The organism is Rhizobium sp. ERR 1071, assembly GCF_007828675.1.
GTDB lineage: Bacteria > Pseudomonadota > Alphaproteobacteria > Rhizobiales > Rhizobiaceae > Rhizobium > Rhizobium dioscoreae.
This window is the reverse complement of sequence record NZ_VITM01000002.1, coordinates 951,909-975,805: the sequence shown is the minus strand read 5'-3', so window position 1 is coordinate 975,805 and position 23,897 is coordinate 951,909. Positions and strand designations below refer to the sequence as shown.

Genomic DNA, 23,897 nt, shown 5'->3' with positions numbered 1-23,897 from the left:
CGTGTCGATACTCGTTAGACATAAGCATGTCCTCAAGCCTGTGCTTGAGCCTTTCTGCTTATGCCGACTGTCCGGTCAGAACGGGGTGCAGTTCAGCATAGTTTGCGACCATTGCATCAACTCTTCTTTCCAGAAGCGATCTTAAGTTTCCTCCGGTTGCAAGCTCCTTTTCCACATGCCTAATAGCGGCTTCCGCCGCATTTTGCTTCAATTGTTGGAAGCCAAAAATACCCAATATAGCAAGAACAATACTGACACATGTGATAACAACAGTTACACACGTTAATACTATCGTCACTACATCAGCGTATTGCATAGATGGACTTTCTATATTTTCATTAGGTCTGATGTGTTCAGCAAAAATAAAAAGTGATAATATAGAACCAGACAAGATTCCGCAGGCGAACGATCCAAATATATCATCACACTTGCGCAATTAAGATAACTCTTCTCGATTTGTGCATTAATGCGGTAACTAGCGTCACAATTACGTCTCTCTGGCTGCCGCGACTCCAGCTACACGAATATTATATCGTATCCGCAAAGTTGAAAAGTGGGCATAACTTTACAATCAAAGGAAATGCTTTTCGTAAGCTTGCCTAGCTCCAACCCCTTGAAATTCCCACCCAATCCTACCCGTTTCCCACCCTGCCCTGATATTGCCCCTTGCCTTTTTCCACAAACCCTGTCACCCATATGCATGCTCGGGCATTTGCATGCCGGTGACTGGACTGATTTGGTGATCCGCTTGCGACAGGCAGTGGTTGGGTCTTTTGACCCGCGCAGACGTTCTTTCCCCGTACGTGACTTCTCGACTGGCTTTCGCATGTTGCGGAAGCAAAGCCGTCCGGTCTATCCGGATAAACTAAGACTGATGGGTAAAGGACTATCCCCCATGGCCACCAAGGGCACCGTAAAATTCTTCAACCAGGACAAGGGTTTTGGTTTCATCACTCCTGACGGCGGCGCAAAGGACGTTTTCGTCCACATCTCCGCTCTTCAGGCTTCCGGCATCCAGTCGCTGCGCGAAGGCCAGCAGGTCACCTTCGACACCGAGCCGGATCGCATGGGCAAGGGCCCGAAGGCTGTCAACATCCAGGCTGCTTAAGCCTCTGGTGACTGCCTGAACAAGGTTTCGAACGGCGCGGTGAAAACCGCGCCGTTTTTTGTGAGGAGAGCACCCTCGTCCTGAAGCAAGCTTGGCTATGCCCCTCACCGCAAGTCCGTTGTCTGCCCCGGAACATCCTAACATTCCGTCATCCTCGGGCTTGACCCGAGGATCCAGGCACAGGCCCCATCGCCTCCTCTGGCGAAAAGGGATACGCTGCCAAAGCGAAACCAGCACTCTTGTCGATTTAAACGCACCAATGTGCTTGGGCGTGGATCCTCGGGTCAAGCCCGAGGATGACGGGTGTGAGGTGGTAGCGAAAGCTGCGCTCGAAGGAAGAAGGTAGTGGGGATCAGTATCCCCTCAAGCGCTCACCCGCTCACGTTCACCCGCAAAGTCCACCGCCGCGAAGGCGGCGGCAATCACTTCCGGCCCCGCCCCCGGTTTGTTGGCGTCGGTCGAAAGGATCTGGCGGTAACGGCGCGAGCCCGGCAAGCCGGTGAAGAGGCCGACCATGTGGCGCGCGACATGCTGCAGGCGGCCGCCATTTTCGATGTGGCGCTCCGCATAATCCATCATCCGGTCGCGCAGCCCGTTCCAGTCAGCCTCGGCGGCCGGTTCGCCAAAGAAGCGATGGTCAACGTCGGCGAGAATGGCGGCATTCTGATAGGCGGCGCGGCCGAGCATCACGCCATCGACGTGGGCCAAATGCGCCTCAGCCTGATCCAGCGTCTGGATGCCGCCATTGATGCCGATGAAGACCTCGGGCCAGCGCTGCTTCATGCGGTAGACGATATCGTAGTCCAGCGGCGGTATTTCGCGGTTTTCCTTCGGTGATAGACCTTTCAGCCAGGCCTTGCGGGCATGAATCCAGATCGCATCGGCGCCGGCATCGAGCACGCGCGTCATCAGTTCGGGCAGCGCCTCTTCGGGTTCCTGCTCATCGACGCCGATGCGGCATTTCACCGTGACGGGTGCCTTCGAGATCGCCTTCATCGCCGCAATGCAGGATGCGACCGTCTCCGGCGTCAGCATCAGGCAGGCGCCGAAGGTGCCGGACTGCACGCGATCCGAGGGGCAGCCGACATTGAGATTGATCTCGTCATAATGATACGCTTCGGCAATCCGCAGCGCCTCGGCAAGCTTGGCCGGATCGGAGCCGCCAAGCTGCAGCGCGACGGGATGTTCGGCAGCATCATGCCCCAGCAGCCGGTCGCGCGGCCCGTGAATGATCGCATCCGCCACCACCATCTCGGTATAGAGAAGCGCATGCCGGCTGATCTGCCGATGCAGGTATCTGCAATGGCGATCCGTCCAGTCGATCATGGGGGCAACCGCAAAGATCTTGCGGCCAGTTTTCAGTGCGTCGCTATACATGGGAAACCTTTCTGATCCGCGCTCTACACCAAATCCCTCAAAAACGCCAGTTTTCGCGGCTGTAACAATAATGCTAGCTTGCCCGAAGGAGTCGGACGGCAGCAGCCCTCTGAAAAAGATGAGAGTTTCGAAAGCGCATATGAACGCCCCACTAACGACAGTCATTCCACTACCTGCCCCTGTCCTTCTGCCGATCGAAGGTGAGACCGAGTTTTTTCCTGTGCGTCGCGTCTATTGCGTCGGCCGCAACTATGCCGACCACGCCATAGAGATGGGTCATGACCCCACCCGCGAACCGCCTTTCTTCTTTCAGAAGAACCCGGACAATCTGCTTGTCTCGAGCGATTTCCCCTATCCTTCGCTGTCAGCGGACGTGCATCACGAAGTGGAGCTAGTCGTGGCGCTGCGCGGCGGTGGCGCGGACATCCCGGTCGAACAGGCACTGGATTGCGTCTATGGTTACGGCGTCGGCATCGATTTCACCCGCCGTGACCTGCAGGGTGAAGCCAAGAAGCTCGGCCGCCCCTGGGAAATCGGCAAGGCCTTCGATCACTCGGCTCCGGTTTCCGCATTGGTTCCAGCCACCCGCGTCGGCCATCCCGACAAGGGCGGCATCTGGCTGATGCGCAATGGCGAGTCCGCCCAGAGAGGCGATCTCTCTCAGATGATCTGGAAGGTGCCGGAAATCATCGCCGAACTCTCTAAGCTATTCACGCTGGCCCCGGGCGATATCATCATGACAGGTACGCCCGCCGGCGTCGGTCCCGTTGTCCGCGGCGACCGGATCAGCTGCGCCGTCGATGGCGTCGCAAACCTGGTACTGAACGTCGTCTGATCGAGGAGGATCGACCATGCCGCTCTACGCCCTTGCCGGCCTCACACCGAAAACGCCAGGCCCCGACCGATACTGGATCGCGCCAGACGCAAGCGTGATCGGCAAGGTCGAGATCGGCGAGGATGTCGGCATCTGGTTCGGCTCGGTCCTGCGCGGCGACAATGAGCTGATCGCCATAGGCAAGGCGACGAATATTCAGGAAGGCACGATGATCCACACCGATCCGGCCTTTCCGGTTTCGATCGGCGAAGGCTGCACCATTGGTCATCACGCCATCATCCATGGCTGCACCATCGGCAACAATTCGCTGATCGGCATGGGCGCCACCGTGCTGAACGGCGCGAAGATCGGCAATAATTGCCTCGTCGGCGCCAATGCGCTCGTCACGGAAGGCAAGGAATTTCCGGATGACTCGCTGATCGTCGGCGCACCGGCAAGAGCCATCCGCACCCTGGACGAAGCTACGATAGAAGGCCTGCGCCGCTCAGCTCAGCATTATGTCGCCAACTGGCAGCGCTTCGCGCGTGACCTTAAAAGATTGGATTAGAATTTTCTTATAAGTAATTGATGGAACGCTGAATACGTTGCCGCCCGTAGCTCAAGCCGCGCAATTGGCGCAATGACCGCGAATTTCGATGGTCGACTTCTCCGCCTTGAACTTCTGCGATTTCAGCCAGTCCATCAGCCGATGATCCACTTCGTGATCGTGAAACTCGATCACCTGGCCGCAGCTTTCGCAGATGGCAAAGGCAACGAGGCCATGGCTATGGCAATCTTCGTGCGGATGCGCGCAAGCGACGAAGGAGTTGATGCTCTCGAGCCGATGCACGACGCCATATTCCAGCAGCTTGTCGAGCGCCCGATAGACCTGCAGCGGCGCCCGAAAACCTTGATCGCGCAGCTTGTCCAGGATGGTATAGGCGCTGAGCGGCGCTTCCGCCTTGGTCAGAATATCGAAAACGAGAGACTGGTTCTTGGTGAGCATCGGAGTGGTCATGATGACTGTCCTCTCTGTTGCGCCGCTGGCGTGCCGCTCCTGCGAACGAGGGGCAGCAGACTGATGATAAATAGAACGAGCGCCGCAACCACGATCGACGGGCCGGACGGCGTATCATAGCGCAGCGATCCGAAAAGCCCGCCGACAACGGCGATGGCGCCAAGCAGCGAAGCAAAGATCGCCATTGTTTCCGGCGTTGAGGCAAAGCGGCGTGCGGTGGCCGCGGGAATGATCAGCAACGCGGTGATAAGCAGGATACCGACGATTTTCATAGCGATCGCGATCACCACGGCCATCAGCAGCATGAAGAGAAGCCGCGCGCGCTCCGGCCGCAATCCTTCTGCCTCGGCAAGCTCGGGATTGACAGTCGAGGCCAGCAGCGGCCGCCAGAGCCAGGCAATCGCCGCCAGAACGAGGATGCCGCCGCCCCAGATCACCGCGATATCGGACTGGCTGACGGCCAAAATGTCGCCGAAGAGGAAGGCGATGAGATCGATCCGCACCCAGCTCATGAAGGCGACGATGACAAGGCCGATGGCCAGTGTCGCATGCGAGAGAATGCCGAGCAGCGCATCCGCCGACAGCGCCTGCCGCCGCTGCAGGAACAGAAGCAGGATCGATACGAGAGCTGCAACCGCGAAGACGGAGAGCGTCAGATTGAGCTGAAAAAGTAGCGAGAGGGCCACGCCGAGCAATGCCGAATGCGAGATCGTGTCGCCGAAATAGGCCATACGTCGCCAGATGATGAAGCAGCCGAGCGGCCCGGTCGTCAGCGCCAGCCCGACGCCGGCGACGACGGCGCGCAGGAAGAAATCGTCAAACATGGCGCTCCCCCTCGGCATGGTCATGGCCGTGATGATGATCATCGTGATCGTGGCCATGATGATGGCCATCATCGGCATGGCAATGGTCCGTAATCGAACCGTCCGCATGCTGCACGCGACCGTCAGGCAGATGCGTATGATCGTGATGGTGGCTGTAGATCGCCAGGGATTGTGCCGCCCGCGTACCGAACAGCTTCACATATTCCGGGCTCTGGCTGACGGTCTGTGGCGTGCCGCGGCAGCAGACGTGGCCATTCAGGCAGACCACAGTATCCGTCGCCGCCATCACGACATGCAGATCATGCGAGATCAGCAGGATACCGCAGCCCTGCGAATTGCGGATCGACTTGATGAGATCGTAAAGCGCGATCTCACCGCTGAAATCGACCCCCTGCACGGGCTCGTCCAGCACAAGCAGATCGGGCTTGCGGGCGATGGCGCGCGCCAGCAGCGCCCGCTGGAATTCGCCGCCGGAAAGATGCTGCACCTCGGCTTTCGCGAGATGCGCGATGCCGACGGCTTCAAGAGCAGCAACCAGCTCGCGCTCCGGCAAAGGCCCGGTCAGCGTCATCAATCGCTGCACGCTAAGCGGCAAGGTCCAGTCGATCGCAAGCTTCTGCGGCACGTAGCCGACCTTCAGATTGGCTATGCGGTCGACACGTCCTTCGTCCGGCTTCAGCACGCCGATCGCCGTCTTGGCGCTGGTCGATTTACCGGAACCGTTCGGGCCGATCAGGGTGACGATCTCGCCGCGACTGACGGAGAAATCCACGCCACGCACCAGCCAGCGTCCGTCGCGGCGGACGCCGACATCATGAAGCGACACCAGCGGCCGGCTCTTGCTGTCGATGGAAGAAAGCATGAAATTTCCAATTGCACTATTGCGCCATGCTATCGCACACGTTATAGCATAACGCAATTGATGTAATAACATAACAGACCCATTCAAGGGCATTTCTGGCATGAACGCAGCAAAAACTCTTCTTCCCCTCGCCGCCTCCCTTCTCCTTTCCGGCCTGCTCGTCAGCACAACCGCAACTGCAGCCGATGCGCCGAAAGTCGTCGTCTCCATCAAGCCGATCCACTCGCTGGTCGCAGCTGTCATGCAGGGCGTCGGCACCCCGGATCTGATCGTCGATGGTGCTGCTTCGCCGCATACCTATGCGCTCAAGCCGTCGAATGCGCGCAGCCTTCAGGAGGCGAAAGTAGTCTTCTGGGTTGGGCCGGGCATGGAAGCTTTTCTGCAGAAGCCGCTTGCCGCACTTGGTACCAATGCCACCGTCGTCGAGCTTGACGACGCACCCGGCATCGCCAAACTGAAGTTCCGCGAAGGCGGCGCCTTCGAACCGCATGACGATGGCGACGAACACGAAGCCAGCGATGATCATGCACATGATCACGACCACGATCATGGCGAGTTCGACACTCACCTTTGGCTCGATCCGCACAATGCCAAGGCGATGGTCGCCGAAATCACGACGTCGCTGGTCGCGGCCGATCCCGCCAACGCCCTCACCTACGAGGCAAATCAGAAGACCTTGGACGACAAGCTCGATGCGCTTGATGCGGAAATCGCTTCGACGCTCGCCCCCGTGAAGGACAAGCCTTTCATCGTCTTTCATGATGCCTACCAGTATTTTGAGCATCGCTATGGCGTGCGTGTCTCAGGCTCGATCACGGTCAGCCCGGAAACCATCCCGGGCGCGCAGCGCGTCGCCGAGATCCGTAGCAAGGTCGCCGATCTCGGCGCGACCTGCGTCTTCGCCGAGCCGCAATTCGAACCGAAGCTGGTCAATGTGGTCCTGGAAGGCACGGCGGCAAAATCTGGTGTTCTGGACCCGGAAGCCGCAACGCTGCCGCAAGGACCGGATCTCTATTTCGACCTGATGCGCGGCATCGCAAGCTCCCTGAAAACCTGCCTTTCAGCACAAGGCTGAACATCGCCGAAGGAAGCGAGCGCATGGCTCGCTTTTTTCACCACAGTAAATGTAATGATATTACATTACAAAAGAGGTTGTCATGAACAAGAAGCTCCCGGTTACCGTCCTCTCCGGTTTTCTCGGCGCCGGCAAGACGACGCTGCTCAATCATATCCTCAACAATCGCGAGGGCCTGCGGGTCGCTGTCATCGTCAACGACATGAGCGAGGTGAATATCGATGCGGCTCTGGTGCGCGATGGCGGCGCTAATCTCTCCCGCACAGAGGAACAGCTCGTCGAGATGACCAATGGCTGCATCTGTTGCACGCTGCGCGACGACCTGCTGAAGGAAGTCCGTCAGCTCGCGGAGCAGGATCGCTTCGATTACCTCCTAATCGAATCCACAGGCATTGCCGAGCCCCTGCCCGTTGCAACCACCTTTGAATTCCGTGACGAAGACGGACGCAGTCTTTCCGACGTTGCCCGGCTAGATACGATGGTGACGGTCGTCGATGCGGCCAATCTTCTTGCCGACTATGGATCGACGGATTTCCTCGCCGATCGCGGTGAAACCACAGGTGAAGGCGATAACCGGACCATTGTCGACCTGCTGGTCGAGCAGATCGAATTTGCCGATGTCGTCATTCTCAACAAGGTCGGTTCGGCAACGGTTGAACAACGCGACGCCGCCCGCAAGATCATCGTCGGCCTCAACCCCGATGCGCGTCTCATCGAAGCGGATTTCGGTGCAGTCGAACCGGTGGAGGTTCTCGGCACCGGACGCTTCGATATCGATCGCGCCGAAACGCATCCGCTCTGGTACAAGGAATTGCACGGTTTCAAGGATCATGTTCCCGAAACGGAAGAATATGGCATTCGCTCCTTCGTCTACCGCGCGAAGAAACCATTCGACCCCGCGAAATTCCAAGCCTTCCTCAATCGCTCGTGGCCGGGCGTTGTCAGAGCCAAGGGCTTCTTCTGGTTGGCGACGCGGCCCTATTATGTCGGCGAAATGAGCCAGGCGGGTGCGCTCGTCCGCACGGGCAAAATGGGCCTCTGGTGGGCTGCCGTGCCGCAGGATCAATGGCCGCGCGATCCCGGCTTCCAGCGGGCGCTGGCACCCTATCTCGATCCGATCTGGGGCGACCGCCGCCAGGAGCTGGTGTTCATCGGCGCCGACCCGATGAGCGAAAAACAGATTACCGCCGAACTGGATGCCTGCCTCGTCAAGGCGGACCGCTTCACGCCCGAGCGTTGGCGCAATCTGCCCGATCCCTTTGCAAGCTGGAACAGGTTACCGGCATGAAACAGCCGAAAGTGATCCGGTTCCGCTGCTACTGCTTCGAATGCAGCGGCGATAACGAAGAGACGAGCGATCGATCGCGGTCCGATACGGTCAAAGCGGATCGAGACAGCACTAAATCAAGCGAACACAATCTTCGCCTGATACCGGACATGATTGGAAAACTGCTGTTTGGGGCCTGAACGCGAGTTCAGGCCACCAGCATGCCTGCGGGAACGGCGATGATCTCGTGCATGACGAGCAATGCGCCGATCACTTCCGCCTTTGCCCGCAACGGCGTCATCGTGCAGTGGAATACCTTGCCAGGTTCGATCTGGCGATAGGAGGGATAAAGGCACTCCACCTTCTCCCCGGTAAAGCAGGCATCAAGCTTCGCCTTGAGGCTGTTTTCGAAATCTTCCGCACCGACAAATTCCGAGATATGACGTCCCACGAGTTCCATCGGCTTCGACTTCAGAAACTCCGAATTGGCGGCGTTGCTGTAGAGGTAGCGATAGTCCCGCGTCACGACGGCAACGCGATCCGGCAGGCTGTCCAGAATGACATCATTGAGAACGCTGCTTTCTTCGAAGCCGAACGCATCGTCCCGATCGATCTTCTCGCTTGAAAATGCCCGAAGAACTTCGCCTGCTGCTTCGCTTGCACCGCCGAAGTAGCGATCGATCAATACCGACAGCGATGCGGAGTTGCGCATGACGCGCGAGCGATCGTCCGATTCTTCTCGGATGAGATTGTTCATAAACTGGAGCTGCATGTAAATTTCAAGCAGGCTCGTAGCCTTATAGGCCAGGATAGCCGCGATAAGTGGCTCCAATTCGCGATCGAGTGACGCTACAAGCTCGTCATCGCCAAGTTTTATCGCACGCTGAATCTGGTTACATTTCGTGGAGAAGGCATGAAAGAGTGCCAGCAAAATTGCCCTCCTGTCCCCGCACACAGCAGGACGCAGGGGCCTCGTTTCCCGGCGTTACCATGCCCAAGGATATTCAGCTTGGTGTCCGCATTCTCACCAAACTTTCTGCATTGTGAATTAACATGACTTATCCCTACTTTCAATCCGGATGAGCGGAAGTTCTCGGGAAAGGAGAACTTTCTGAAATGCAAGGCTTACCTGGCGTAATGACTGCATGAAGACCGGATGCGAATATACAATGCAAAACTGTCGCTAACGGGCCGGAATGGATGCCTAGAAAACGCTCTTCTTGATATTCCAGCGATCATGATACCACAGCCATTGCTCAGGGTTTTCCCGCACCCAGCTCTCAACCTTGTCGTTCAGCATCTGCGCCGTTGCGGTCAGATCGAGACCGCCGGCTTCGTTGCGCGGCATCTCGAGCTTCGGCTCGATCTCCAGCCGGTAGCGATTGCCGGGCAGGCGGATGCAGCGGGCCGGATAGACCTCGCAATTGAACTGGCGCACCAGCTTCGGCAGCAGCGGATTCGTCTTTACGTCCCTGCCGAAGAACGACGTCTTCAAACCCTTGCGAAATTTCTGGTCGACCAGCACGCCGACGCCGCGACCCGCTTCCAGCTCCCGCGCAAGGCTGAACGAGGAGCCGGCGTGGGAGGGAACGAGGTTGCCCATACGTTTAGCCCGGAAGTCGAAAACCTTCTGAGCGACATAGGGATTGTTCGGCGGTCGGAAGAGTACGGTCACGGTCAGGCCAAAGGCCGCCCCCGCGACCGGCAGTAGTTCGAAATTGCCGGTATGTCCGGTAAAAACGATGAACGGGCGCGGATTGTCCCTCAGATCGAGAAAGATCGGAATACCGGAAACTTCGATGCGGCCAGGCTTGTCGCTGAAGGGATCGAAATCGAAAAGCCGGTCGAGAAACACATATTCTGCTGCCAGGCGCCCCATATTGCCCCAGCTTGCACGCGCAATTTCCTCGATCTCCGCCTCGCTCTTTTCGGGAAAGGCATTGCGCAGATTGGTCAGCATCAATTGATGCCGGCGCATGCGCGGACCGATCTTGCGGGTTAGCCAATCGGCGAAGTTGATGCCTGCATCCGCCGGAAACAGCTTCAGGAAATTCAGGAAGCCGAAAATGACCTGCGCCACCAGCCACTGCCGGAAATTTCTGAGCGCAAGGACGATCCGGGTGATGAAGAGCTTCACGCTGCTCAGTCCATCTTCAGGATGATCTTGCCGAAGATCTGGCGCGATTCCATCCGCTCCAGCGCCCGGTCGATGTCATTGAAGCCGACTTCGGTATCGATCACGGGATGAACCAGTCCGCGCGCCATCTTCTGCATCGCATCGGCCATGTTCTCCATGCGGCAGCCGAAGGAGCCAAGCAGCTTCAACTGCTGCTGGAACAGCATCATCAGGTTCATTTCGGTCGAAACGCCCGAAGTCGAACCGCAGGTGACGAGACGGCCGCCGCGCTTCATGCAGAGCATGGAGCCGGCCCAGGTGTCCTTGCCGACATGCTCGAAAACCACGTCGACACCCTTTTTCTTCGTCAGCTTGCGCACAACGCCCTCGAAGCGGTCGGTGCGATAATTGATGACGTGATCGGCGCCGAGCGCCTTCGCCTTCTCGATCTTGTCGTCGGAACCGACCGTCGTGATCACGGTGCAGCCGATCTTCTTGGCAAGCTGGATCGCGGCGGTACCGATACCCGAGCCGCCCGCGTGAACGAGGATCGTTTCGCCCGGTTCAAGCTTGGCATTGTCGAACAGCATGTGCTCGACGGTACCGAAAGTCACCGGAGCAAGCGCGGCACCCACCGCATCGACGCCGGGAGGCGCCGGAACGAGCAGGCGAGCCGGAAGATTGACCTTCTCCTGCGCGAAACCATCGAGATGGAAACCGTGGACGCCACCGACATGTTCGCACAGATTGTCACGTCCTTCGCGGCAATGGCGGCAAAGACCGCAGGTGCGCGCGCCGTAGATCGATACGAGCTGACCCGGCAGGACATTGGCAACACCCGGGCCGATCGCTTCGACCACGCCGGCAGCCTCAGCACCGATGACCAGCGGCATCTTGCGCTTGGCAAAGGCCATGCCGCGCCAGCCCCACACATCGATGTGATTGAGAGCGACGGCCTTGACGCGCAAGGTCACCTCACCCGCGCCCGGCGCATCCGGCTCCGGCAGATCGGTGATCTCAAGTTTGCGGTCGTCGATCAGTTGCAAAGCACGCATGGCAAAGTCCCTCGCCTCTCGGGCGCAGTTGTATCCTGTTTTTCAGAAGTCCGATTAAGCCGGTTCAAGCGCCATGACAAGGCTGGCATTCTGGCCGCCGAACCCGAAAGAGTTCGAAAGAACGGCACTTACCTGCTTTTCACGCTTCTTGTTCGGCACCACGTCGAGGATGATCGACGGATCGGGATTGTTGTAGTTGATGGTCGGCGGCAGCGTGCCGGTCAGCATCGTCTGCAGCGAGAACACCGCTTCGACCGCACCCGCAGCCGTCAGCGTATGGCCGATCATCGACTTGTTCGAGGAAACCGGAATGGTCGGAAGCCGCTCGCCGAAGACGGCCGACATCGCGCCATATTCCATCTTGTCGTTTTCCGGCGTCGAGGTGCCGTGCGCATTGATATAGCCGATATCGGTCTCGGCCATGCCGGCATCGGCCAGTGCCGCGCGGATCGTCGCGATCGCCGGGCCGCCATCCGGTGACGACCGAGTGCGATGGAAGGAATCGGCCTTGTCGCCCGCACCCTTCATGATGCCGAGGATCTTGGCGCCGCGCGCGACCGCTGCCTCCAGCGATTCCAGCACCAGTGTCGCAGCGCCTTCTGCGATGACGAAGCCGTCACGATCCTTGCTGAAGGGCTTGGAAGCCTTGGTCGGCGGATCGTTCTGAGTCGACAGCGCTGACAACAGCGAGAAGCGGATCAGCGCCTCGGCGCTAAGCGAACCGTCGGTAGCAACAGTCAGTGCTCGCGTGGTGCGTCCCTGACGGATCGCCTCAATACCGAGCTGTATTGCCGTCACGCCCGATGCACAGGCCGTCGACAGCGTTACCGGCAAGCCGCGCGTACCGAAGCGGTCGGCAAGGCGCTCGGAAATGGCGCCGAAGAGAGCCGCTTCATGGAAGGCCGGATCGGGACGCTGGCGCATGGCGGCGAGAAAGCGTTCATATGCATCGCCCTCATGATCTGCCGGAGGAGAGCGGTCGGCCAGTTCGAAACGGGCGCTCCATTCGGGTTCGATCGGCGGCGCAGCCAGGAACAGCGGCGCGTCGAAATCGCCAGAAATCCCGGCTTGAGCCAGAGCTTCAATGGTTGTTTCGCGGGCGAAAGCATAGGAGCGCTCGACAGCGTTCGGAGCCGGAATATCGATGAAATCCACGGTGCCGGCAATGCGCGTCGAAAGGCCGTCCGTCGGGAAGCGGGTAATGCCGTGAATGCCGGAAGTGCCAGACGACAATGCATTCCAATTGTCCTGCAGGCCCTGCCCCAGCGACGTGATGATCCCCATGCCGGTAACGGCAACGATCGGGCGTCCGAGATGATCCTTGTAAGCGGTCATATCCTGCTCCTCACGCTTCAGCTGACAATACGGCAATGCCTTCGCCGCGCACATGGCCGACGGTCGTGACCACAGCCTTGCGGGCACCCGCCGTCATCGGCTTTTCATGCGCAGCATCAAACGGCGGCACCTTGGCCTGGTTGGCGACGGCCAATGCCGCGAAGGCGAGCCCGAGCGGAAATTGGCTTTCCAGCCCATGGCCAGAAACACCGGAATAGGCGCGAATGGCCGAGCCCGGAAGCTGGGCATCGAGCACTGCCTTTTCTCGCTGGGCAAGATCGGGGATCGCTGTCGTGCCGGAAAAGACGACGGTCGCATCGCCGGACGTCTGCTTGGCTGGCGCGAGCATGCGCTCCAGTCGCGTCTCGAACTTGCCCTCGTCGCGCCGGCCGCGATCGCCCTCGACGGCATCGATGGTCGCATAGATACGGGCGCCGCGACCTTCGGCATGCGCACGCGATTCAAGAACGAGGAAGGCGCTGAGCGAACCCATGATCATGCCGCCGCCGTCTTCTGGCTTGCGCGACCAGATGGGATGCCAGTCACCAGTGGCATGCGCGTTGATCGATTCGATCAGCAGGATCATGTCGAGCCGCTCGGCGGAAAATGCGCCGCCTACGAGAGCATGGCTCGATTCACCGGACTTGATGCGGTGGAACGCGGTCTCCACTGCCGAAATGCCGGAGGCCTCTTCGCCCATGAAAGTGCGCGACGAGCCCGTGACCTTATGCACGATCGAGATGTTGCCGGCGAGCAGGTTCGAAAGCTGCGCCAGGAACAGCGTCGGCCGCAATTCGGTCGTCAGCTTCTCGTTCAGCAGCAGCTCGCGGTCGTTGCGCTTCAGGCCCTCATTGACAATCAGCGTATCGACATTGATGTCGCGCTCGCCGCCGCCGGCCGCCACGATCATGTCCATGGTGCCGCAGGCTTCCAGATCATCCTTGAAGCCGGCATCGTCGAGCGCCAAACCGGCGGTGAACACGCCGATGCGCTGCCAGTTTTCCATCTGGCGCTGATCACCACGCTTCGGGATCTGTTGCGACCAGTCTATTTCGGGCAGTGGATGCACGGGATAGGGCTTGAACTTCTCGGTTTCGACGATGGTCGCCGGCGCCTTGTCCGCGGTCAGCAAGGCGACATGCGCGTCCTTGCCAACGCCCTGGCAGGTAACGATGCCGATACCTGTGATCACCACATCATTCTGAGCCTTGCTCATTCATCAATCCTCTTCGAATGCGGCGCCGAACAAGTCGGCAGCATCAACCGTTGGCGGCGATGGCGTCGAGAAGCCCGACCTCGCCTGCCCGCTTGCGCACGATATCGCCGAGCGGCACCTCATTAAACGGCATGGTGCGCAGCTTCAACTGCGCATCGCAAACCTTCTTTCCGGCAATGGTAATACGCGCCTTGGTGACGGCGAAGCCCGAACCCTCGTGTTCCAAATCTGCTTCGATATCGAGTTCAGCTTCCGGCTCGACGAAGGTTCGCATCTTCGCGCCATCGACCGACATCAGGAACGGCATGTAGGCAAAATTCGTCGCAGCAAGCACCAGCATGCCCGAGGCCTGCGCCATCGTCTCGATAAGAAGAACGCCAGGCACCAGGGGCATGCCCGGGAAATGGCCTTCGAAAACAGGGCTTTTCGCCGGAACGACGGAATGAGCCTTCAACTGGCCCTTGGACAGATCGACGGACTCGACCCTGTCGATCATCTGGAAATATTCCAGCAGCATCAACGCCTCCGATCCAACCCGGCAATGCAGGACGCGCCGGGCGGGATACGCTATTTAAGAATGAAACCGCCCGGCCGCCATATTCAAAGGCGGCTGGGCGTCAAAAAATGCAAGGATGTCGCTCAGCCCTTGGCAGCGCGCAACTCATCGATCTTGGCACAGAGATTCTTCAGGACGAAGTATTCTTCGGTCGAGACCTTGCCTTCGTTGACTTCCTGCGTCCATTGCTCGAGCGGGATCTTGATGCCGAATTCCTTGTCGATCGCGAAAACGATATCCAGGAAGTCCAGGCTGTCGATGCCGAGGTCGTCGATCGTGTGGCTATCCGGGGTGATGGTGTCACGGTCGATTTCGCTGGTTTCAGCGATGATGTCGGCAACTTTGTCAAATGTAGCAGTCACTGCCCATACCTCTTGAAATAATAATTCATCCCCCTCATAGGGAAATCCATTCCAAAAGCCAATGGTTTCCACCAGAAACCCCGGCAATTTGGCAAGACAGTGTTGCGCAAACAGCAAAATGACTGCCGCGTCATACCTGTGAAATCACGCGCGACATGGACGCGAGATGCGGCAGCATTGCGGCCGAACCGCATGACAAAGCGCTTGTTGGCGAAAGATCACTCGCTGATCACGATGCGGGTGTTGTGGAGCCCGGCATCCGATGTCATCGCAAAGAAAGTGGCGGCATTGCGGGTATCGAGCCGCACGCAGCCATGCGACGCCGGCCGGCCGAGCCGCCGCACCTCATAGGTGCCGTGAATGGCATAGCCGCCGTTGAAGAACACGGCGTAAGGCATCGGCGCATCGTCATATTTTTTCGAGCGGTGATCCCTGGACAGCCATTTGGCCGTGTAGGAGCCGGTCGGCGTCACATACCCCCTGCGCGCCGTCGACACTCGCCAGCGATACTTCAGAGCTCCATCCTCCGAAACGGTCATTGTTTGCGATCGAAGATCGACCACTGCAAGAACAGTCCCGGCATGGGCCGAAACGGTGTGGAATTGCATGCACAGGCATGCCGTTACTGCGAACGCGATACGCCTCATCTTGCCCCTCCGACTGTTTGCTTCCTTATGAAGCAATTCAGACGATGGGAGAGTCTATCGCTATGCTGATTATACCAAATTAATACATATAGTGAGCGATTGCTTAATTTCGGAACGCTCACAAGAGCAGCAGAAAACCCAGGAAAGCGAGAAGCGTCAGCATCGTGCAGGCGGAATAGAATATGGAAATGCCGGCTTCGATGTCGTTGACCGTAGCAGTGTCGCGGCCGGAGCCGTTGATCATCGGCTCGCGCACGAGCTCACCGCCATAGATTCGCGGACCTGCGAGCTGGATATCGAGCGCGCCGGCCATAGCCGCCTCGGGCCGGCCGGAGTTGGGTGAACGATGCAGCCCGCCATCGCGGACGGCGATGCGGATCGCATTTCCAAGCGCGGAGATGCCACGTTTGATCAGAGCGCCGGCAGCAATCAACAGGATGGAGAGTCTTGCCGCCGGCCAATTGGCGATATCGTCGAGGCGCGCGGCAGCGCGGCCAAAATCGACATAGGTCTCGGATTTATGGCCGATCATCGAATCGGCAGTGTTGAGCATCTTGTAGAAGAAGAGGCCCGGCAGGCCGAAAACGCCGTACCACAGCGCCGGTGCGACGACACCGTCGGAAAAATTCTCGGCAAGGCTTTCGATGGCGGCACGGCAGATACCCGGCTCATCCAGCGTCTCGGGATCCCGGCCGACGATGCGCGACACGGCGAGACGCCCGCCTTCCAGACCATCGGCACGCAATGCCCGCGAAACTTGCTCGACATGATCGGCCAGGCTCTTCTGCGCCATGAAAACCGCCACAAGCCCCGCCTCGACCAGGATACCGAGCCAGCCGAAGAAGGCGAGAAATCCATGAATGGCCCAGCCGGCGATAACGGCGCCCATGAGCAGCGCGACGATCGACATCAGTCCGTTGCGGCGGCGAAGGACGCCCGGCAAATGTTTTGCATTGAACCGCTGGTCGAAGGATGAAATCGCCTTGCCGAACAGCACGACCGGATGCGGAAAGCGCTGCCACAACCAGTCGGGATCGCCGACGAGGCGGTCAAGCAACAAGGCCAGGACCAGAATGAGCAAATGTTCGTCGGCGGTCATGTCGAATAATCCTCTAATACCCCGGCGAGTCTTTGATCCGCTTCTTCATCTGGAGCGAGCCCGACGCGCAGCCAATTGCGGGCGTAATCGAACTTGCGGACCAGAATATGATGACGGCAGAGTTGCGTATATATGCCCTCGGCGCGGTCGTCCGCAACCAGTGCAAACAGGGCCGTGCCTCCCGCAATATGCAGCCTCGAGCGGCGAAGAACCGTCTGCAGCGCCGAATGTCGTTGAAGAATGCGGTTTCGGATGGCGCTTGTGTCGCCTTCCATGAGCGACGCGGCAATCGAGAGAGCCGGTCCGGAAACCGCCCATGGACCGAGCCAATCCTCGAAACGGGTTAGGATCGCGGCCTCAGCAATCACGAACCCAAGCCGAAGGCCAGCCAGTCCGAAAAACTTTCCGAACGAACGGAAGATGACGAGGTTGGGCATCGAGGCGGCAAAGGGCGCCACGCTCGCTGCCGGCTCCATATCGCCAAAGGCCTCGTCGACAAGAAGGATCCCACCTTGGCTCCGTAACCTGTCGTGCAAGTCCCGCAACTGCTCAATGGGTAACCTCCGCCCATCAGGATTGTTGGGATTGACGGCAACCACGAGCCTGTCGTCGGCGGTAAGTTCGGCAGGCGTCGAAACCTGGCGGACCTGCAGCCCCGCCAGCGTGAAGGCTCTTGCATATTCGCCATAGGTCGGCGAGAGGATTGCGGCGCTGCCACCGGGCACCAGCCTCGGAAGCAATTGAATGACGGACTGCGTGCCGGGAACCGGCAAGGGCAGAATATCGCCGCTCCGGTAATAGTTCCTCGCCGCTTCCCGCGCCCGCTCCTGCAAATGCTGGTCAGGCAGCCTATGCCATGCCGCAACGGGGATTTCCGGCAGCGTCACCGGATTGGGATTGATGCCGGTCGACAGATCCAGCCATTCCTCCGGACGCCCGCCATATTGGCGTGCCGCAGCCGTGATGCCGCCTCCATGGACAATCCTGCTGGTCATACGGCGTCACCGGCGAGATCGATCAAATGCATGTAGGAGCCGGCAACATTGGCACGCTGCAAGCCAGCGGCACCAAGATCGTTATTGAGCGCATCCCTCACCGCAAACAGACGGTCCGCCTCACCTTCCGATACGATGGTCGAATAATGAAACTCATGCGCCGTCATCGGCTTGTCGAAGAAGGAGCCGGCAAGCGGCACCACCCGCCGATAGCCAAGATGGCGCTGTCGTTTCTCGTAGCTGGTAACAACGGGCAAGAGGCCTAGCATTTCATGGCGCGCACCTGCCGCATCGACAAGCCCCTCACCGAGCACCATATAGCCGCCGCACTCGCCATAGATGCGCACCCCGCGCGCCGCGGCAGTCTTTACGCCCTCTTGGAACCGCTGGGCAACGGCAAGCTTTCCGGCGTGTAATTCCGGATAGCCGCCAGGCAGATAGACGGCGTCGGCATCGACCGACGGCGCCTCGTCCGCAAGTGGGGAGAAGAAGGAGATTTCGGCGCCGCGCCGCTTCCAGCCAAGCAGCATATGTTCGTAGCAGAAGGCGAAGGCGATATCCCGCGCCACGGCAATGCGCTGGCCGAACGGCATAAGCCGCGCGATATTGGCCGCTGACGTGCGAACGAGATGCTGGTGTGCTGCGCGCAAGAGCAGATCGAAATCGCAGGCTTTCGAGACGACCTCGGCAGCCGCCTCGATAAACTGCTCGAGCGCTCCATGCTCTCCAGCCTGCACCAGACCGAGATGCCTCTCCGGCAATGCCAGGCTGGCATCACTGCGGATAACGGCGACAACAGGCATGCGCACGGCGTCCAACGCCTGGCGCAGCATTCTCTCATGCCTGTCACTGGCGACGCGATTCAGCACGACGCCGGCAATGCGGATATCGGCCCGGAAATTGGCAAAGCCGCTGACGACCGCTGCAACCGATTGCGACATGCGCGAGCAGTCGACGACGAGCACGACGGAAAGGCCAAGCAGGGCCGCAAGATCGGCCGGAGTTCCAGTGCCATCGGCAGCACCGTCGAACAGGCCCATCATCCCCTCGATCACGAGCATCCGTCCGCCGGCACGATGAAGCGCGGCATTGGCGGAAATCAGTTCGGCGCGCATGGCCCAGGGATCGAAGTTGAGACAGGAGGATCCGAGCGCTGCAGCGTGAAAGGCAGGATCGATATAATCCGGCCCGGCCTTGCCGGACGCGACCGCAACGCCCCTGTTTCGCAGTGCCCGCAGCAGACCGAGCGTGAATGTGGTCTTGCCGGAGCCTGACGAGGGTGCCGCGATCAGAAGCCCGCTCATGCCGACACCTTGCGTCCGCTTTCCCCCGGACTTTCTGTCGCCGGCAGCAATATGCGGCCGGAAAGCGCGCCCAGCCAATCGAGCGACGGCCGCAATTTCACCACCTCGCCGACGACGACTATGGCGGGCGGCTCGAGGCCCGAGGCTTCGACATCGTCGGGCGCGCGCCCGAGCGTCGTCTCCAAAACCTGCTGCGAGGATGTCGCGGCATTGCAGACGAAGGCAACAGGTTCGTCCGCCGATCGGCCGGCGGCAATAAGATTCGCGCTGATCTGAGCAATGTGCTTCATCGCCATATACATGACGATAACGGGCGATCCCTTGCCGATCGCGTCCCAATCGATCGCGTCCGGTACGACGCCGGAGGAGTCATGACCAGTCAGGAAGGTGACGGCATGGTTGACGTCGCGATGGGTAACGGGAATGCCGGCATAGGCCAGACCACCGATCCCAGCCGTGATGCCGGGCACGATGCGGAAGGGAATGCCGTGCTGGACAAGCGTCAGCGCTTCCTCGCCGCCGCGCCCGAAAACGAAGGGATCGCCCCCTTTCAAACGCAGAACGCGCTTGCCGGCCCGCGCCAATTCCACTAGGCGCAGCGAGATATCCCGCTGCTTGGCGGAAGGCTTGCCGCCGCGCTTGCCGGCATATTCCAGCACCGCGCCCGATCGGGCTAGTTTGAGGCAATCTTCATTGACGAGCGCATCATGCACGATGATGTCAGCCTCGGCCAATCCCTTGGCGGCCAGCAGGGTCAAAAGCCCCGGATCGCCCGGCCCGGCACCGACGAGCCAGACGGACCCCGGCTCCAGGGCCGGCAGATTGGAAAAGGCGGTATCGTTCATCCCATGTGTCCTATGCCCGGATGGGCGAAATTGCAATGTTGAGAACGGGATAAGGCGATCTCCGTTCGACATCGCTCCCATTGCGGACATTACGTCATGCATCTCTTCGACATGAGCGACAGCACGCTATGAGCTTTTCCAACGGCGACAGGACACGGAAAACACGTCGATCGATCACTGCGTCCCGGACTCGATATATCCGGACACTCAGATAGGTTCTTGATAGGGCTAGAGAATGGTCTTCAGCGAATTGTGAAGGGGGCGCCATGCCCCCTTCACGGGGTTTAATGCTTCACCTTGCCCAGAATCACGTCGCGGATCAGATCGAGAACCTGCTGCGAGCGGATGCCGGTGCAGGCGATCTGGCTCGGCAGATTGTCCCAATCGCCGGGCGGGAAGCGGCGGCCGTCCTGCTTGATAATCGTCTGGCCGTCGGCAATACCGCCGCAGACGACGCGGATCGATCCCTCGATCGTGTCGAACAGCTCTGGTGCCACGACGTAGACGCAAGCGCAGCTATCATGGACCATCATGCCGTCTTCGACCGCATGCTTGTAGAAATCGATGTAGGACTGCGAGAGGTCGGCCAAAAGCTGCACCGAAGGGCCGCCTGCCTTGGCCATGTCTGCCAGATAGCCGCGGCTCATGGTCGTCACCGAGGTCACGTCCAGACCGACCACGACGACTTTCCAGGCCGCTGTCATGACGAAATCGGCCGCTTCCGGATCGCCGTGAATATTGGCCTCCGCGACCGGAGAGACATTGCCTGGTACGTAAAAATTGCCGCCCATGATGACGACACCTTTCACGAGCTTGGCGATATCTGGATCATGCTTCAGCGCCAGAGCCAGATTGGTCATGCGGCCGACGGCAACTAGGGTAACCTCCCCCGGATGCGCGCGAACCGTGTCGATGATGAACTGATAGGCTGGCCGGGGATCGGTCGGCAGATCGATCGTGTCAGGCACGTCGATGTCGCCGAGACCGTTATGGCCGTGAACCATTGTCGGCCATGGCCGCTCATGCCGCGAAGGATCGAAAGTGACGCTGGCGCCGCGCGCAACCGGGCACGGAATATTCCACTCGCGCTTCAGGAACAGCGCGTTGCGGGTCGTCGTGTCGACCGAAGCATTGCCGAAAACCGTCGTCACGCCAAGAAGGTCGATATTCGGGTGACGATGCAGGAAGAGAAGCGCCATGGCGTCGTCAACGCCCGGATCCGTATCATAAATGACCTTTTGCATGATTTTTCCTTATCAACATACTGAATAAGCTTGATCTTCCGGAAATTTCCTCCCGTCGCGGATCATGCTTGACCCATCGGCATACACGAGAACCGCCGGTGGCGGAATGCCATGACGATGTCCCTATGGAGCATTTGTGAGATTTGCGTGGCGAATTCGCTCTTCAAGCGATCCTGGCGATCGCTGCCGTGGCGAAGCTGGACTTGATCTTGGGCAGCACCAGCTCCGAATCCGAGCCGGCGGCCGCAAGCGCAGCAGCCTCGGCAACACCGTGGCAACCGACATGCGCAAAAACAATCTCGGACGGGTTCTTCAGCCTGGGTGTCTCCCGCTCCAGTGCAGCTGCCTTGAAGAAGCGCGCCGGGAGGCGAAAATGCGTGGCGGTCTCCAGGATCGCCGGTTCATCCATGCGCGTGTCGATCGATACAACGGCCAGAACCTGATCCCTCCCGATCCCGGCCTCCTGAAAGGCTCTTTCTGCAAGCATCCGCACCTCATTCCAGTCCGTGCCGCGCTCGCAGCCAAGACCCAGAAGATAGCGGCGGGTGGAATTGGCGTAGATCGTCATAGTCGCTCCCAACAGCATCGACCGAGATGACAGCTGTAGCGGGCACGTTTCGACGCGTCAATTTCGCCTGATATGCCCTGATAGCAATTGCCTTGCGGCGATCGAAGTGCCAGAAGGCCGTTTAATTCCCGCCTCAGAGTTCCCCACCTTGCCAGACATCACATTTCAACTGCTGCTTTTGCTCTTTGCCGCCGCGTTCTTCGCTGGTTTCGTCGATTCGATCGCCGGCGGCGGTGGGCTGATTACCGTGCCTGCCATGCTGCTGGCCGGTATTCCGCCGCTGCAGACCCTCGGCACGAACAAGGTGCAGTCCATCTGCGGCGCAGCCTCCGCAACGATCGCCTATGCCCGGCAAGGACACGTGCAACTTCGCGAACAGCTTCCGATGGCGGCGATGGCTGTGATCGGAGGCATGCTCGGTGCATTGCTGGCGACCATCATGCCGAGCCAGGTTCTGCGCATCATCCTGCCCTTCCTGCTGATCGCAATTGCGCTCTATTTCGCCCTGAAACCCAATCTCGGCGATCTCGAAAAGCATCGGCGCATGAGCGCCGGGCTTTTCGGCGTAACGTTCGTGCCGCTGATCGGCTTCTATGACGGCGCCTTCGGCCCCGGAACCGGCTCGTTCCTGATGCTCGCCTTCGTAACCCTCGCCGGCTTCGGCCTCTTGAAGGCGACGGCGCATACGAAGCTGCTCAATTTCGGCTCGAATCTCGGCGGCCTGATCGTCTTCATCTCCTCCGGCGCTATCCTTTGGAAAGTGGGGCTGACGATGGGGCTCGGCCAATTCCTCGGCGCCCAGCTCGGTTCGCGGCTCGCCATGCGCATCGGTGCGAAACTGATCAAGCCGCTGCTCGTGATCGTCTGCATAGCCTTTGCGATCAAGCTGCTGGCGGATCCCACCCATCCCGTCAGGATCTGGCTGGGAATGTAAGAACCGCACCTTTGATTACCTCCGACGTAATTGATAGTGCTTCGGTACGCGCCGATGATCGCCCTGCCTGAACGGTTCAGGCGATCCAAAGGAGTTGACCGATGACTGATGCGAACACCATCGCAGACCGCTATATCGCCATCTGGAATGAGGCCGATACCGACCGCCGGCGTGCGCTCATCGCCGAGGTATGGACGGAAGACTGCAGCTATGTCGACCCGATGATGCGCGCGCGCAATCGCGAAGAGATCCACGCGCTGGTCACGGCGGCGCACGAGCGCTTCCCCGGCTTCCGTTTCACCCTCATCGGCGAAGGCGAGCGCCACGGCGATAATCTCCGCTTCTCCTGGGGTTTCGGCCCGGCCGATGCGGAACCGCTCATTAAGGGCACGGATTTCGCAATTCTAGAAGGCAAACAGCTGAAGTCCGTTCACGGCTTTATCGATCAGCTGCCGGCCGCCGCATGATGAACCCGGCCCGCTCTCTCGGCGACCACCTGCGCGAATGGCGGCAGCGCCGCCACCTGAGCCAGCTCGAATTCGCCCTTGAAGCCGATATATCGCAACGGCATCTGAGCTTCATCGAGAGCGGGCGGGCGCTTCCAAGCCGCGAGATGCTGATGCATCTCGCCGAACGGCTCGGCGTTCCCTTGCGCGAACGCAATCCGATGCTCCTGGCGGCTGGATTTGCGCCGGTCTTTCCGGAGCGCAAACTGGACGACCCGGCGCTTGCTCCGGCACGCCATGCCATCGACATGCTGCTGAAGGGGCACGAGCCCTTCCCAGCTCTGGCCGTCGACCGGCATTGGACGCTGATCGCTGCCAATGCCGCCGTGGCACCATTGCTTGCCGGCGTGACGGATGCCTCGCTGACCGAAGGGCCGATCAATGTCCTGCGGCTGAGCCTGCATCCACATGGCTTGGCGCCGCGGATCGCCAATCTCTCCGAATGGCGTGCGCATCTGCTGGAGCGCCTGCGCCAGCAGATATCGGCAACCGGCGATCCCGTGTTGACAAAACTGCTGGCGGAATTATCCGCCTATCCCGCACCGGCTGCGCCAAAATCGACGGCTCCGGAACGGGATTTCGCCGGCATTGTCGTGCCGCTGGAGCTTGTCACCGATACGGGACATCTCTCGTTTCTGTCCACAACGACCGTCTTCGGAACGCCTGTCGATGTCACCCTGTCGGAGCTGGCGATCGAATCCTTCTTTCCCGCAAACCCGCAGACGGCGGAAAAACTGAAGACGATGCTGCCGGGCGGTTGACAGCCGCCC

General features: G+C 59.6%; 27 protein-coding genes. 8 read left to right on the top strand and 19 right to left on the bottom strand.

Going from position 1 to position 23,897, the window contains the following annotated elements; translation table 11 throughout:
- Nucleotides 1–58 precede the first annotated feature (58 nt).
- Nucleotides 59–391, bottom strand: a complete 333-nt coding sequence (locus tag FBZ99_RS10035) for a hypothetical protein (RefSeq protein WP_145632759.1) — start codon at nt 389–391, stop codon at nt 59–61.
- Nucleotides 392–895: 504 nt separating this feature from the next.
- Here FBZ99_RS10035 and FBZ99_RS10030 point away from each other — a divergent pair.
- Entirely contained in the window at nt 896–1,108 is a 213-nt protein-coding gene (locus FBZ99_RS10030) for a cold-shock protein (RefSeq protein ID WP_069613123.1), read from the top strand.
- A gap of 363 nt (nt 1,109–1,471) precedes the next feature.
- Here FBZ99_RS10030 and dusA read toward each other — a convergent pair whose 3' ends face one another.
- Nucleotides 1,472–2,485 carry a tRNA dihydrouridine(20/20a) synthase DusA gene (gene dusA, locus FBZ99_RS10025; protein ID WP_113354570.1) on the bottom strand — a complete coding sequence of 338 codons (1,014 nt, stop codon included), beginning with the start codon at nt 2,483–2,485 and terminating at the stop codon, nt 1,472–1,474.
- Nucleotides 2,486–2,624: 139 nt separating this feature from the next.
- Here dusA and FBZ99_RS10020 point away from each other — a divergent pair, with 139 nt between their 5' ends.
- Together FBZ99_RS10020 and FBZ99_RS10015 are read left to right on the top strand one after the other, a co-directional pair.
- On the top strand, nt 2,625–3,320 hold the full coding sequence (locus tag FBZ99_RS10020; RefSeq protein WP_113354569.1) for a fumarylacetoacetate hydrolase family protein: 696 nt from the start codon (nt 2,625–2,627) through the stop codon (nt 3,318–3,320).
- Between the two features lie 16 nt (nt 3,321–3,336).
- Nucleotides 3,337–3,867, top strand: coding sequence for a gamma carbonic anhydrase family protein (locus FBZ99_RS10015; RefSeq protein WP_113354568.1), 531 nt, complete (start codon nt 3,337–3,339; stop codon nt 3,865–3,867).
- Between the two features lie 51 nt (nt 3,868–3,918).
- Here FBZ99_RS10015 and FBZ99_RS10010 read toward each other — a convergent pair whose 3' ends face one another.
- The 3 genes from FBZ99_RS10010 to FBZ99_RS10000 are packed head-to-tail and all read right to left on the bottom strand — an operon-like array spanning nt 3,919 to nt 6,003.
- On the bottom strand, nt 3,919–4,317 hold the full coding sequence (locus tag FBZ99_RS10010) for a Fur family transcriptional regulator (protein WP_112334637.1): 399 nt from the start codon (nt 4,315–4,317) through the stop codon (nt 3,919–3,921).
- Entirely contained in the window at nt 4,314–5,141 is an 828-nt protein-coding gene (gene znuB, locus FBZ99_RS10005) for a zinc ABC transporter permease subunit ZnuB (RefSeq protein ID WP_112721157.1), read from the bottom strand. The genes FBZ99_RS10010 and znuB overlap by 4 nt, the downstream gene beginning before the upstream one ends.
- Nucleotides 5,134–6,003 carry an ATP-binding cassette domain-containing protein gene (locus FBZ99_RS10000; RefSeq protein ID WP_113354567.1) on the bottom strand — a complete coding sequence of 290 codons (870 nt, stop codon included), beginning with the start codon at nt 6,001–6,003 and terminating at the stop codon, nt 5,134–5,136. Before FBZ99_RS10000 ends, znuB begins: the two co-directional genes overlap by 8 nt.
- Nucleotides 6,004–6,103: 100 nt before the next feature.
- On the opposite strand from FBZ99_RS10000, the gene znuA reads away from it, so the two are divergent.
- Both znuA and zigA read left to right on the top strand, forming a co-directional pair.
- Nucleotides 6,104–7,078 carry a zinc ABC transporter substrate-binding protein ZnuA gene (znuA, locus tag FBZ99_RS09995; RefSeq protein ID WP_145632756.1) on the top strand — a complete coding sequence of 325 codons (975 nt, stop codon included), beginning with the start codon at nt 6,104–6,106 and terminating at the stop codon, nt 7,076–7,078.
- Nucleotides 7,079–7,160: 82 nt separating this feature from the next.
- A complete protein-coding gene (gene zigA / locus FBZ99_RS09990; protein WP_113354566.1) occupies nt 7,161–8,366 on the top strand; it encodes a zinc metallochaperone GTPase ZigA in 1,206 nt (401 codons plus the stop codon).
- 187 nt (nt 8,367–8,553) lie between these two features.
- Here zigA and FBZ99_RS09985 read toward each other — a convergent pair whose 3' ends face one another.
- From FBZ99_RS09985 to FBZ99_RS09920, 14 genes are all read right to left on the bottom strand, one after another.
- Complete coding sequence (locus tag FBZ99_RS09985) at nt 8,554–9,276, bottom strand: PAS domain-containing protein (protein WP_113333045.1); 723 nt, start codon at nt 9,274–9,276, stop codon at nt 8,554–8,556.
- A gap of 273 nt (nt 9,277–9,549) precedes the next feature.
- Nucleotides 9,550–10,482, bottom strand: coding sequence for a lipid A biosynthesis lauroyl acyltransferase (locus FBZ99_RS09980; protein WP_113354564.1), 933 nt, complete (start codon nt 10,480–10,482; stop codon nt 9,550–9,552).
- A 5-nt stretch (nt 10,483–10,487) separates the two neighbouring features.
- On the bottom strand, nt 10,488–11,516 hold the full coding sequence (locus FBZ99_RS09975; protein ID WP_113354563.1) for a zinc-binding dehydrogenase: 1,029 nt from the start codon (nt 11,514–11,516) through the stop codon (nt 10,488–10,490).
- A gap of 54 nt (nt 11,517–11,570) precedes the next feature.
- Nucleotides 11,571–12,851, bottom strand: a complete 1,281-nt coding sequence (locus FBZ99_RS09970) for a beta-ketoacyl-ACP synthase (protein ID WP_113333042.1) — start codon at nt 12,849–12,851, stop codon at nt 11,571–11,573.
- A gap of 10 nt (nt 12,852–12,861) precedes the next feature.
- Nucleotides 12,862–14,067: a beta-ketoacyl-ACP synthase gene (locus FBZ99_RS09965; RefSeq protein WP_113354562.1), complete on the bottom strand. Its 1,206-nt coding sequence runs from the start codon at nt 14,065–14,067 to the stop codon at nt 12,862–12,864.
- 43 nt (nt 14,068–14,110) lie between these two features.
- Complete coding sequence (locus FBZ99_RS09960) at nt 14,111–14,584, bottom strand: 3-hydroxyacyl-ACP dehydratase FabZ family protein (protein ID WP_095435134.1); 474 nt, start codon at nt 14,582–14,584, stop codon at nt 14,111–14,113.
- 122 nt (nt 14,585–14,706) lie between these two features.
- Nucleotides 14,707–14,985, bottom strand: a complete 279-nt coding sequence (locus tag FBZ99_RS09955) for an acyl carrier protein (RefSeq protein ID WP_069613139.1) — start codon at nt 14,983–14,985, stop codon at nt 14,707–14,709.
- Between the two features lie 218 nt (nt 14,986–15,203).
- Nucleotides 15,204–15,632 carry a L,D-transpeptidase gene (locus tag FBZ99_RS09950; protein ID WP_069613140.1) on the bottom strand — a complete coding sequence of 143 codons (429 nt, stop codon included), beginning with the start codon at nt 15,630–15,632 and terminating at the stop codon, nt 15,204–15,206.
- A gap of 118 nt (nt 15,633–15,750) precedes the next feature.
- Nucleotides 15,751–16,731, bottom strand: a complete 981-nt coding sequence (gene cbiB / locus FBZ99_RS09945; RefSeq protein WP_113333038.1) for an adenosylcobinamide-phosphate synthase CbiB — start codon at nt 16,729–16,731, stop codon at nt 15,751–15,753.
- A complete protein-coding gene (gene cobD, locus FBZ99_RS09940) occupies nt 16,728–17,726 on the bottom strand; it encodes a threonine-phosphate decarboxylase CobD (RefSeq protein ID WP_145632753.1) in 999 nt (332 codons plus the stop codon). Before cobD ends, cbiB begins: the two co-directional genes overlap by 4 nt.
- Nucleotides 17,723–19,030, bottom strand: a complete 1,308-nt coding sequence (locus FBZ99_RS09935; RefSeq protein WP_113354560.1) for a cobyrinate a,c-diamide synthase — start codon at nt 19,028–19,030, stop codon at nt 17,723–17,725. Before FBZ99_RS09935 ends, cobD begins: the two co-directional genes overlap by 4 nt.
- On the bottom strand, nt 19,027–19,875 hold the full coding sequence (gene cobA, locus FBZ99_RS09930; protein WP_113354559.1) for a uroporphyrinogen-III C-methyltransferase: 849 nt from the start codon (nt 19,873–19,875) through the stop codon (nt 19,027–19,029). Before cobA ends, FBZ99_RS09935 begins: the two co-directional genes overlap by 4 nt.
- Nucleotides 19,876–20,159: 284 nt before the next feature.
- Nucleotides 20,160–21,119: a nucleoside hydrolase gene (locus FBZ99_RS09925; protein WP_113333034.1), complete on the bottom strand. Its 960-nt coding sequence runs from the start codon at nt 21,117–21,119 to the stop codon at nt 20,160–20,162.
- A gap of 163 nt (nt 21,120–21,282) precedes the next feature.
- Entirely contained in the window at nt 21,283–21,687 is a 405-nt protein-coding gene (locus FBZ99_RS09920; RefSeq protein ID WP_113354558.1) for a cobalamin biosynthesis protein, read from the bottom strand.
- Nucleotides 21,688–21,835: 148 nt separating this feature from the next.
- On the opposite strand from FBZ99_RS09920, the gene FBZ99_RS09915 reads away from it, so the two are divergent.
- The 3 genes from FBZ99_RS09915 to FBZ99_RS09905 all read left to right on the top strand — a co-directional run bounded on the left by FBZ99_RS09915 (nt 21,836) and on the right by FBZ99_RS09905 (nt 23,888).
- Nucleotides 21,836–22,621 (top strand): TSUP family transporter, encoded by a 786-nt coding sequence (locus tag FBZ99_RS09915; protein ID WP_113354557.1) that lies wholly within the window; start codon nt 21,836–21,838, stop codon nt 22,619–22,621.
- 101 nt (nt 22,622–22,722) lie between these two features.
- Entirely contained in the window at nt 22,723–23,088 is a 366-nt protein-coding gene (locus tag FBZ99_RS09910; RefSeq protein ID WP_113354556.1) for a nuclear transport factor 2 family protein, read from the top strand.
- Complete coding sequence (locus FBZ99_RS09905; RefSeq protein WP_113354555.1) at nt 23,085–23,888, top strand: helix-turn-helix domain-containing protein; 804 nt, start codon at nt 23,085–23,087, stop codon at nt 23,886–23,888. Before FBZ99_RS09910 ends, FBZ99_RS09905 begins: the two co-directional genes overlap by 4 nt.
- Nucleotides 23,889–23,897 lie beyond the last annotated feature (9 nt).

Excerpts from the sequence above, each read along its gene's own strand:
- FBZ99_RS09950 (WP_069613140.1), bottom strand. The coding sequence starts at position 15,632 with ATGAGGCGTATCGCGTTCGCAGTAACGGCATGCCTGTGCATGCAATTC.
- znuA (WP_145632756.1), top strand. The coding sequence starts at position 6,104 with ATGAACGCAGCAAAAACTCTTCTTCCCCTCGCCGCCTCCCTTCTCCTT.
- FBZ99_RS09960 (WP_095435134.1), bottom strand. The coding sequence starts at position 14,584 with ATGCTGCTGGAATATTTCCAGATGATCGACAGGGTCGAGTCCGTCGAT.
- FBZ99_RS09920 (WP_113354558.1), bottom strand. The coding sequence starts at position 21,687 with ATGACGATCTACGCCAATTCCACCCGCCGCTATCTTCTGGGTCTTGGC.
- FBZ99_RS09975 (WP_113354563.1), bottom strand. The coding sequence starts at position 11,516 with ATGCGTGCTTTGCAACTGATCGACGACCGCAAACTTGAGATCACCGAT.
- FBZ99_RS09905 (WP_113354555.1), top strand. The coding sequence starts at position 23,085 with ATGATGAACCCGGCCCGCTCTCTCGGCGACCACCTGCGCGAATGGCGG.
- znuB (WP_112721157.1), bottom strand. The coding sequence starts at position 5,141 with ATGTTTGACGATTTCTTCCTGCGCGCCGTCGTCGCCGGCGTCGGGCTG.
- FBZ99_RS09970 (WP_113333042.1), bottom strand. The coding sequence starts at position 12,851 with ATGACCGCTTACAAGGATCATCTCGGACGCCCGATCGTTGCCGTTACC.
- FBZ99_RS09965 (WP_113354562.1), bottom strand. The coding sequence starts at position 14,067 with ATGAGCAAGGCTCAGAATGATGTGGTGATCACAGGTATCGGCATCGTT.
- FBZ99_RS10000 (WP_113354567.1), bottom strand. The coding sequence starts at position 6,003 with ATGCTTTCTTCCATCGACAGCAAGAGCCGGCCGCTGGTGTCGCTTCAT.
- FBZ99_RS09910 (WP_113354556.1), top strand. The coding sequence starts at position 22,723 with ATGACTGATGCGAACACCATCGCAGACCGCTATATCGCCATCTGGAAT.
- FBZ99_RS10010 (WP_112334637.1), bottom strand. The coding sequence starts at position 4,317 with ATGACCACTCCGATGCTCACCAAGAACCAGTCTCTCGTTTTCGATATT.
- cobD (WP_145632753.1), bottom strand. The coding sequence starts at position 17,726 with ATGACCAGCAGGATTGTCCATGGAGGCGGCATCACGGCTGCGGCACGC.
- FBZ99_RS10015 (WP_113354568.1), top strand. The coding sequence starts at position 3,337 with ATGCCGCTCTACGCCCTTGCCGGCCTCACACCGAAAACGCCAGGCCCC.
- FBZ99_RS09935 (WP_113354560.1), bottom strand. The coding sequence starts at position 19,030 with ATGAGCGGGCTTCTGATCGCGGCACCCTCGTCAGGCTCCGGCAAGACC.
- dusA (WP_113354570.1), bottom strand. The coding sequence starts at position 2,485 with ATGTATAGCGACGCACTGAAAACTGGCCGCAAGATCTTTGCGGTTGCC.
- cobA (WP_113354559.1), bottom strand. The coding sequence starts at position 19,875 with ATGAACGATACCGCCTTTTCCAATCTGCCGGCCCTGGAGCCGGGGTCC.
- FBZ99_RS10030 (WP_069613123.1), top strand. The coding sequence starts at position 896 with ATGGCCACCAAGGGCACCGTAAAATTCTTCAACCAGGACAAGGGTTTT.
- FBZ99_RS09925 (WP_113333034.1), bottom strand. The coding sequence starts at position 21,119 with ATGCAAAAGGTCATTTATGATACGGATCCGGGCGTTGACGACGCCATG.
- cbiB (WP_113333038.1), bottom strand. The coding sequence starts at position 16,731 with ATGACCGCCGACGAACATTTGCTCATTCTGGTCCTGGCCTTGTTGCTT.
- zigA (WP_113354566.1), top strand. The coding sequence starts at position 7,161 with ATGAACAAGAAGCTCCCGGTTACCGTCCTCTCCGGTTTTCTCGGCGCC.
- FBZ99_RS10020 (WP_113354569.1), top strand. The coding sequence starts at position 2,625 with ATGAACGCCCCACTAACGACAGTCATTCCACTACCTGCCCCTGTCCTT.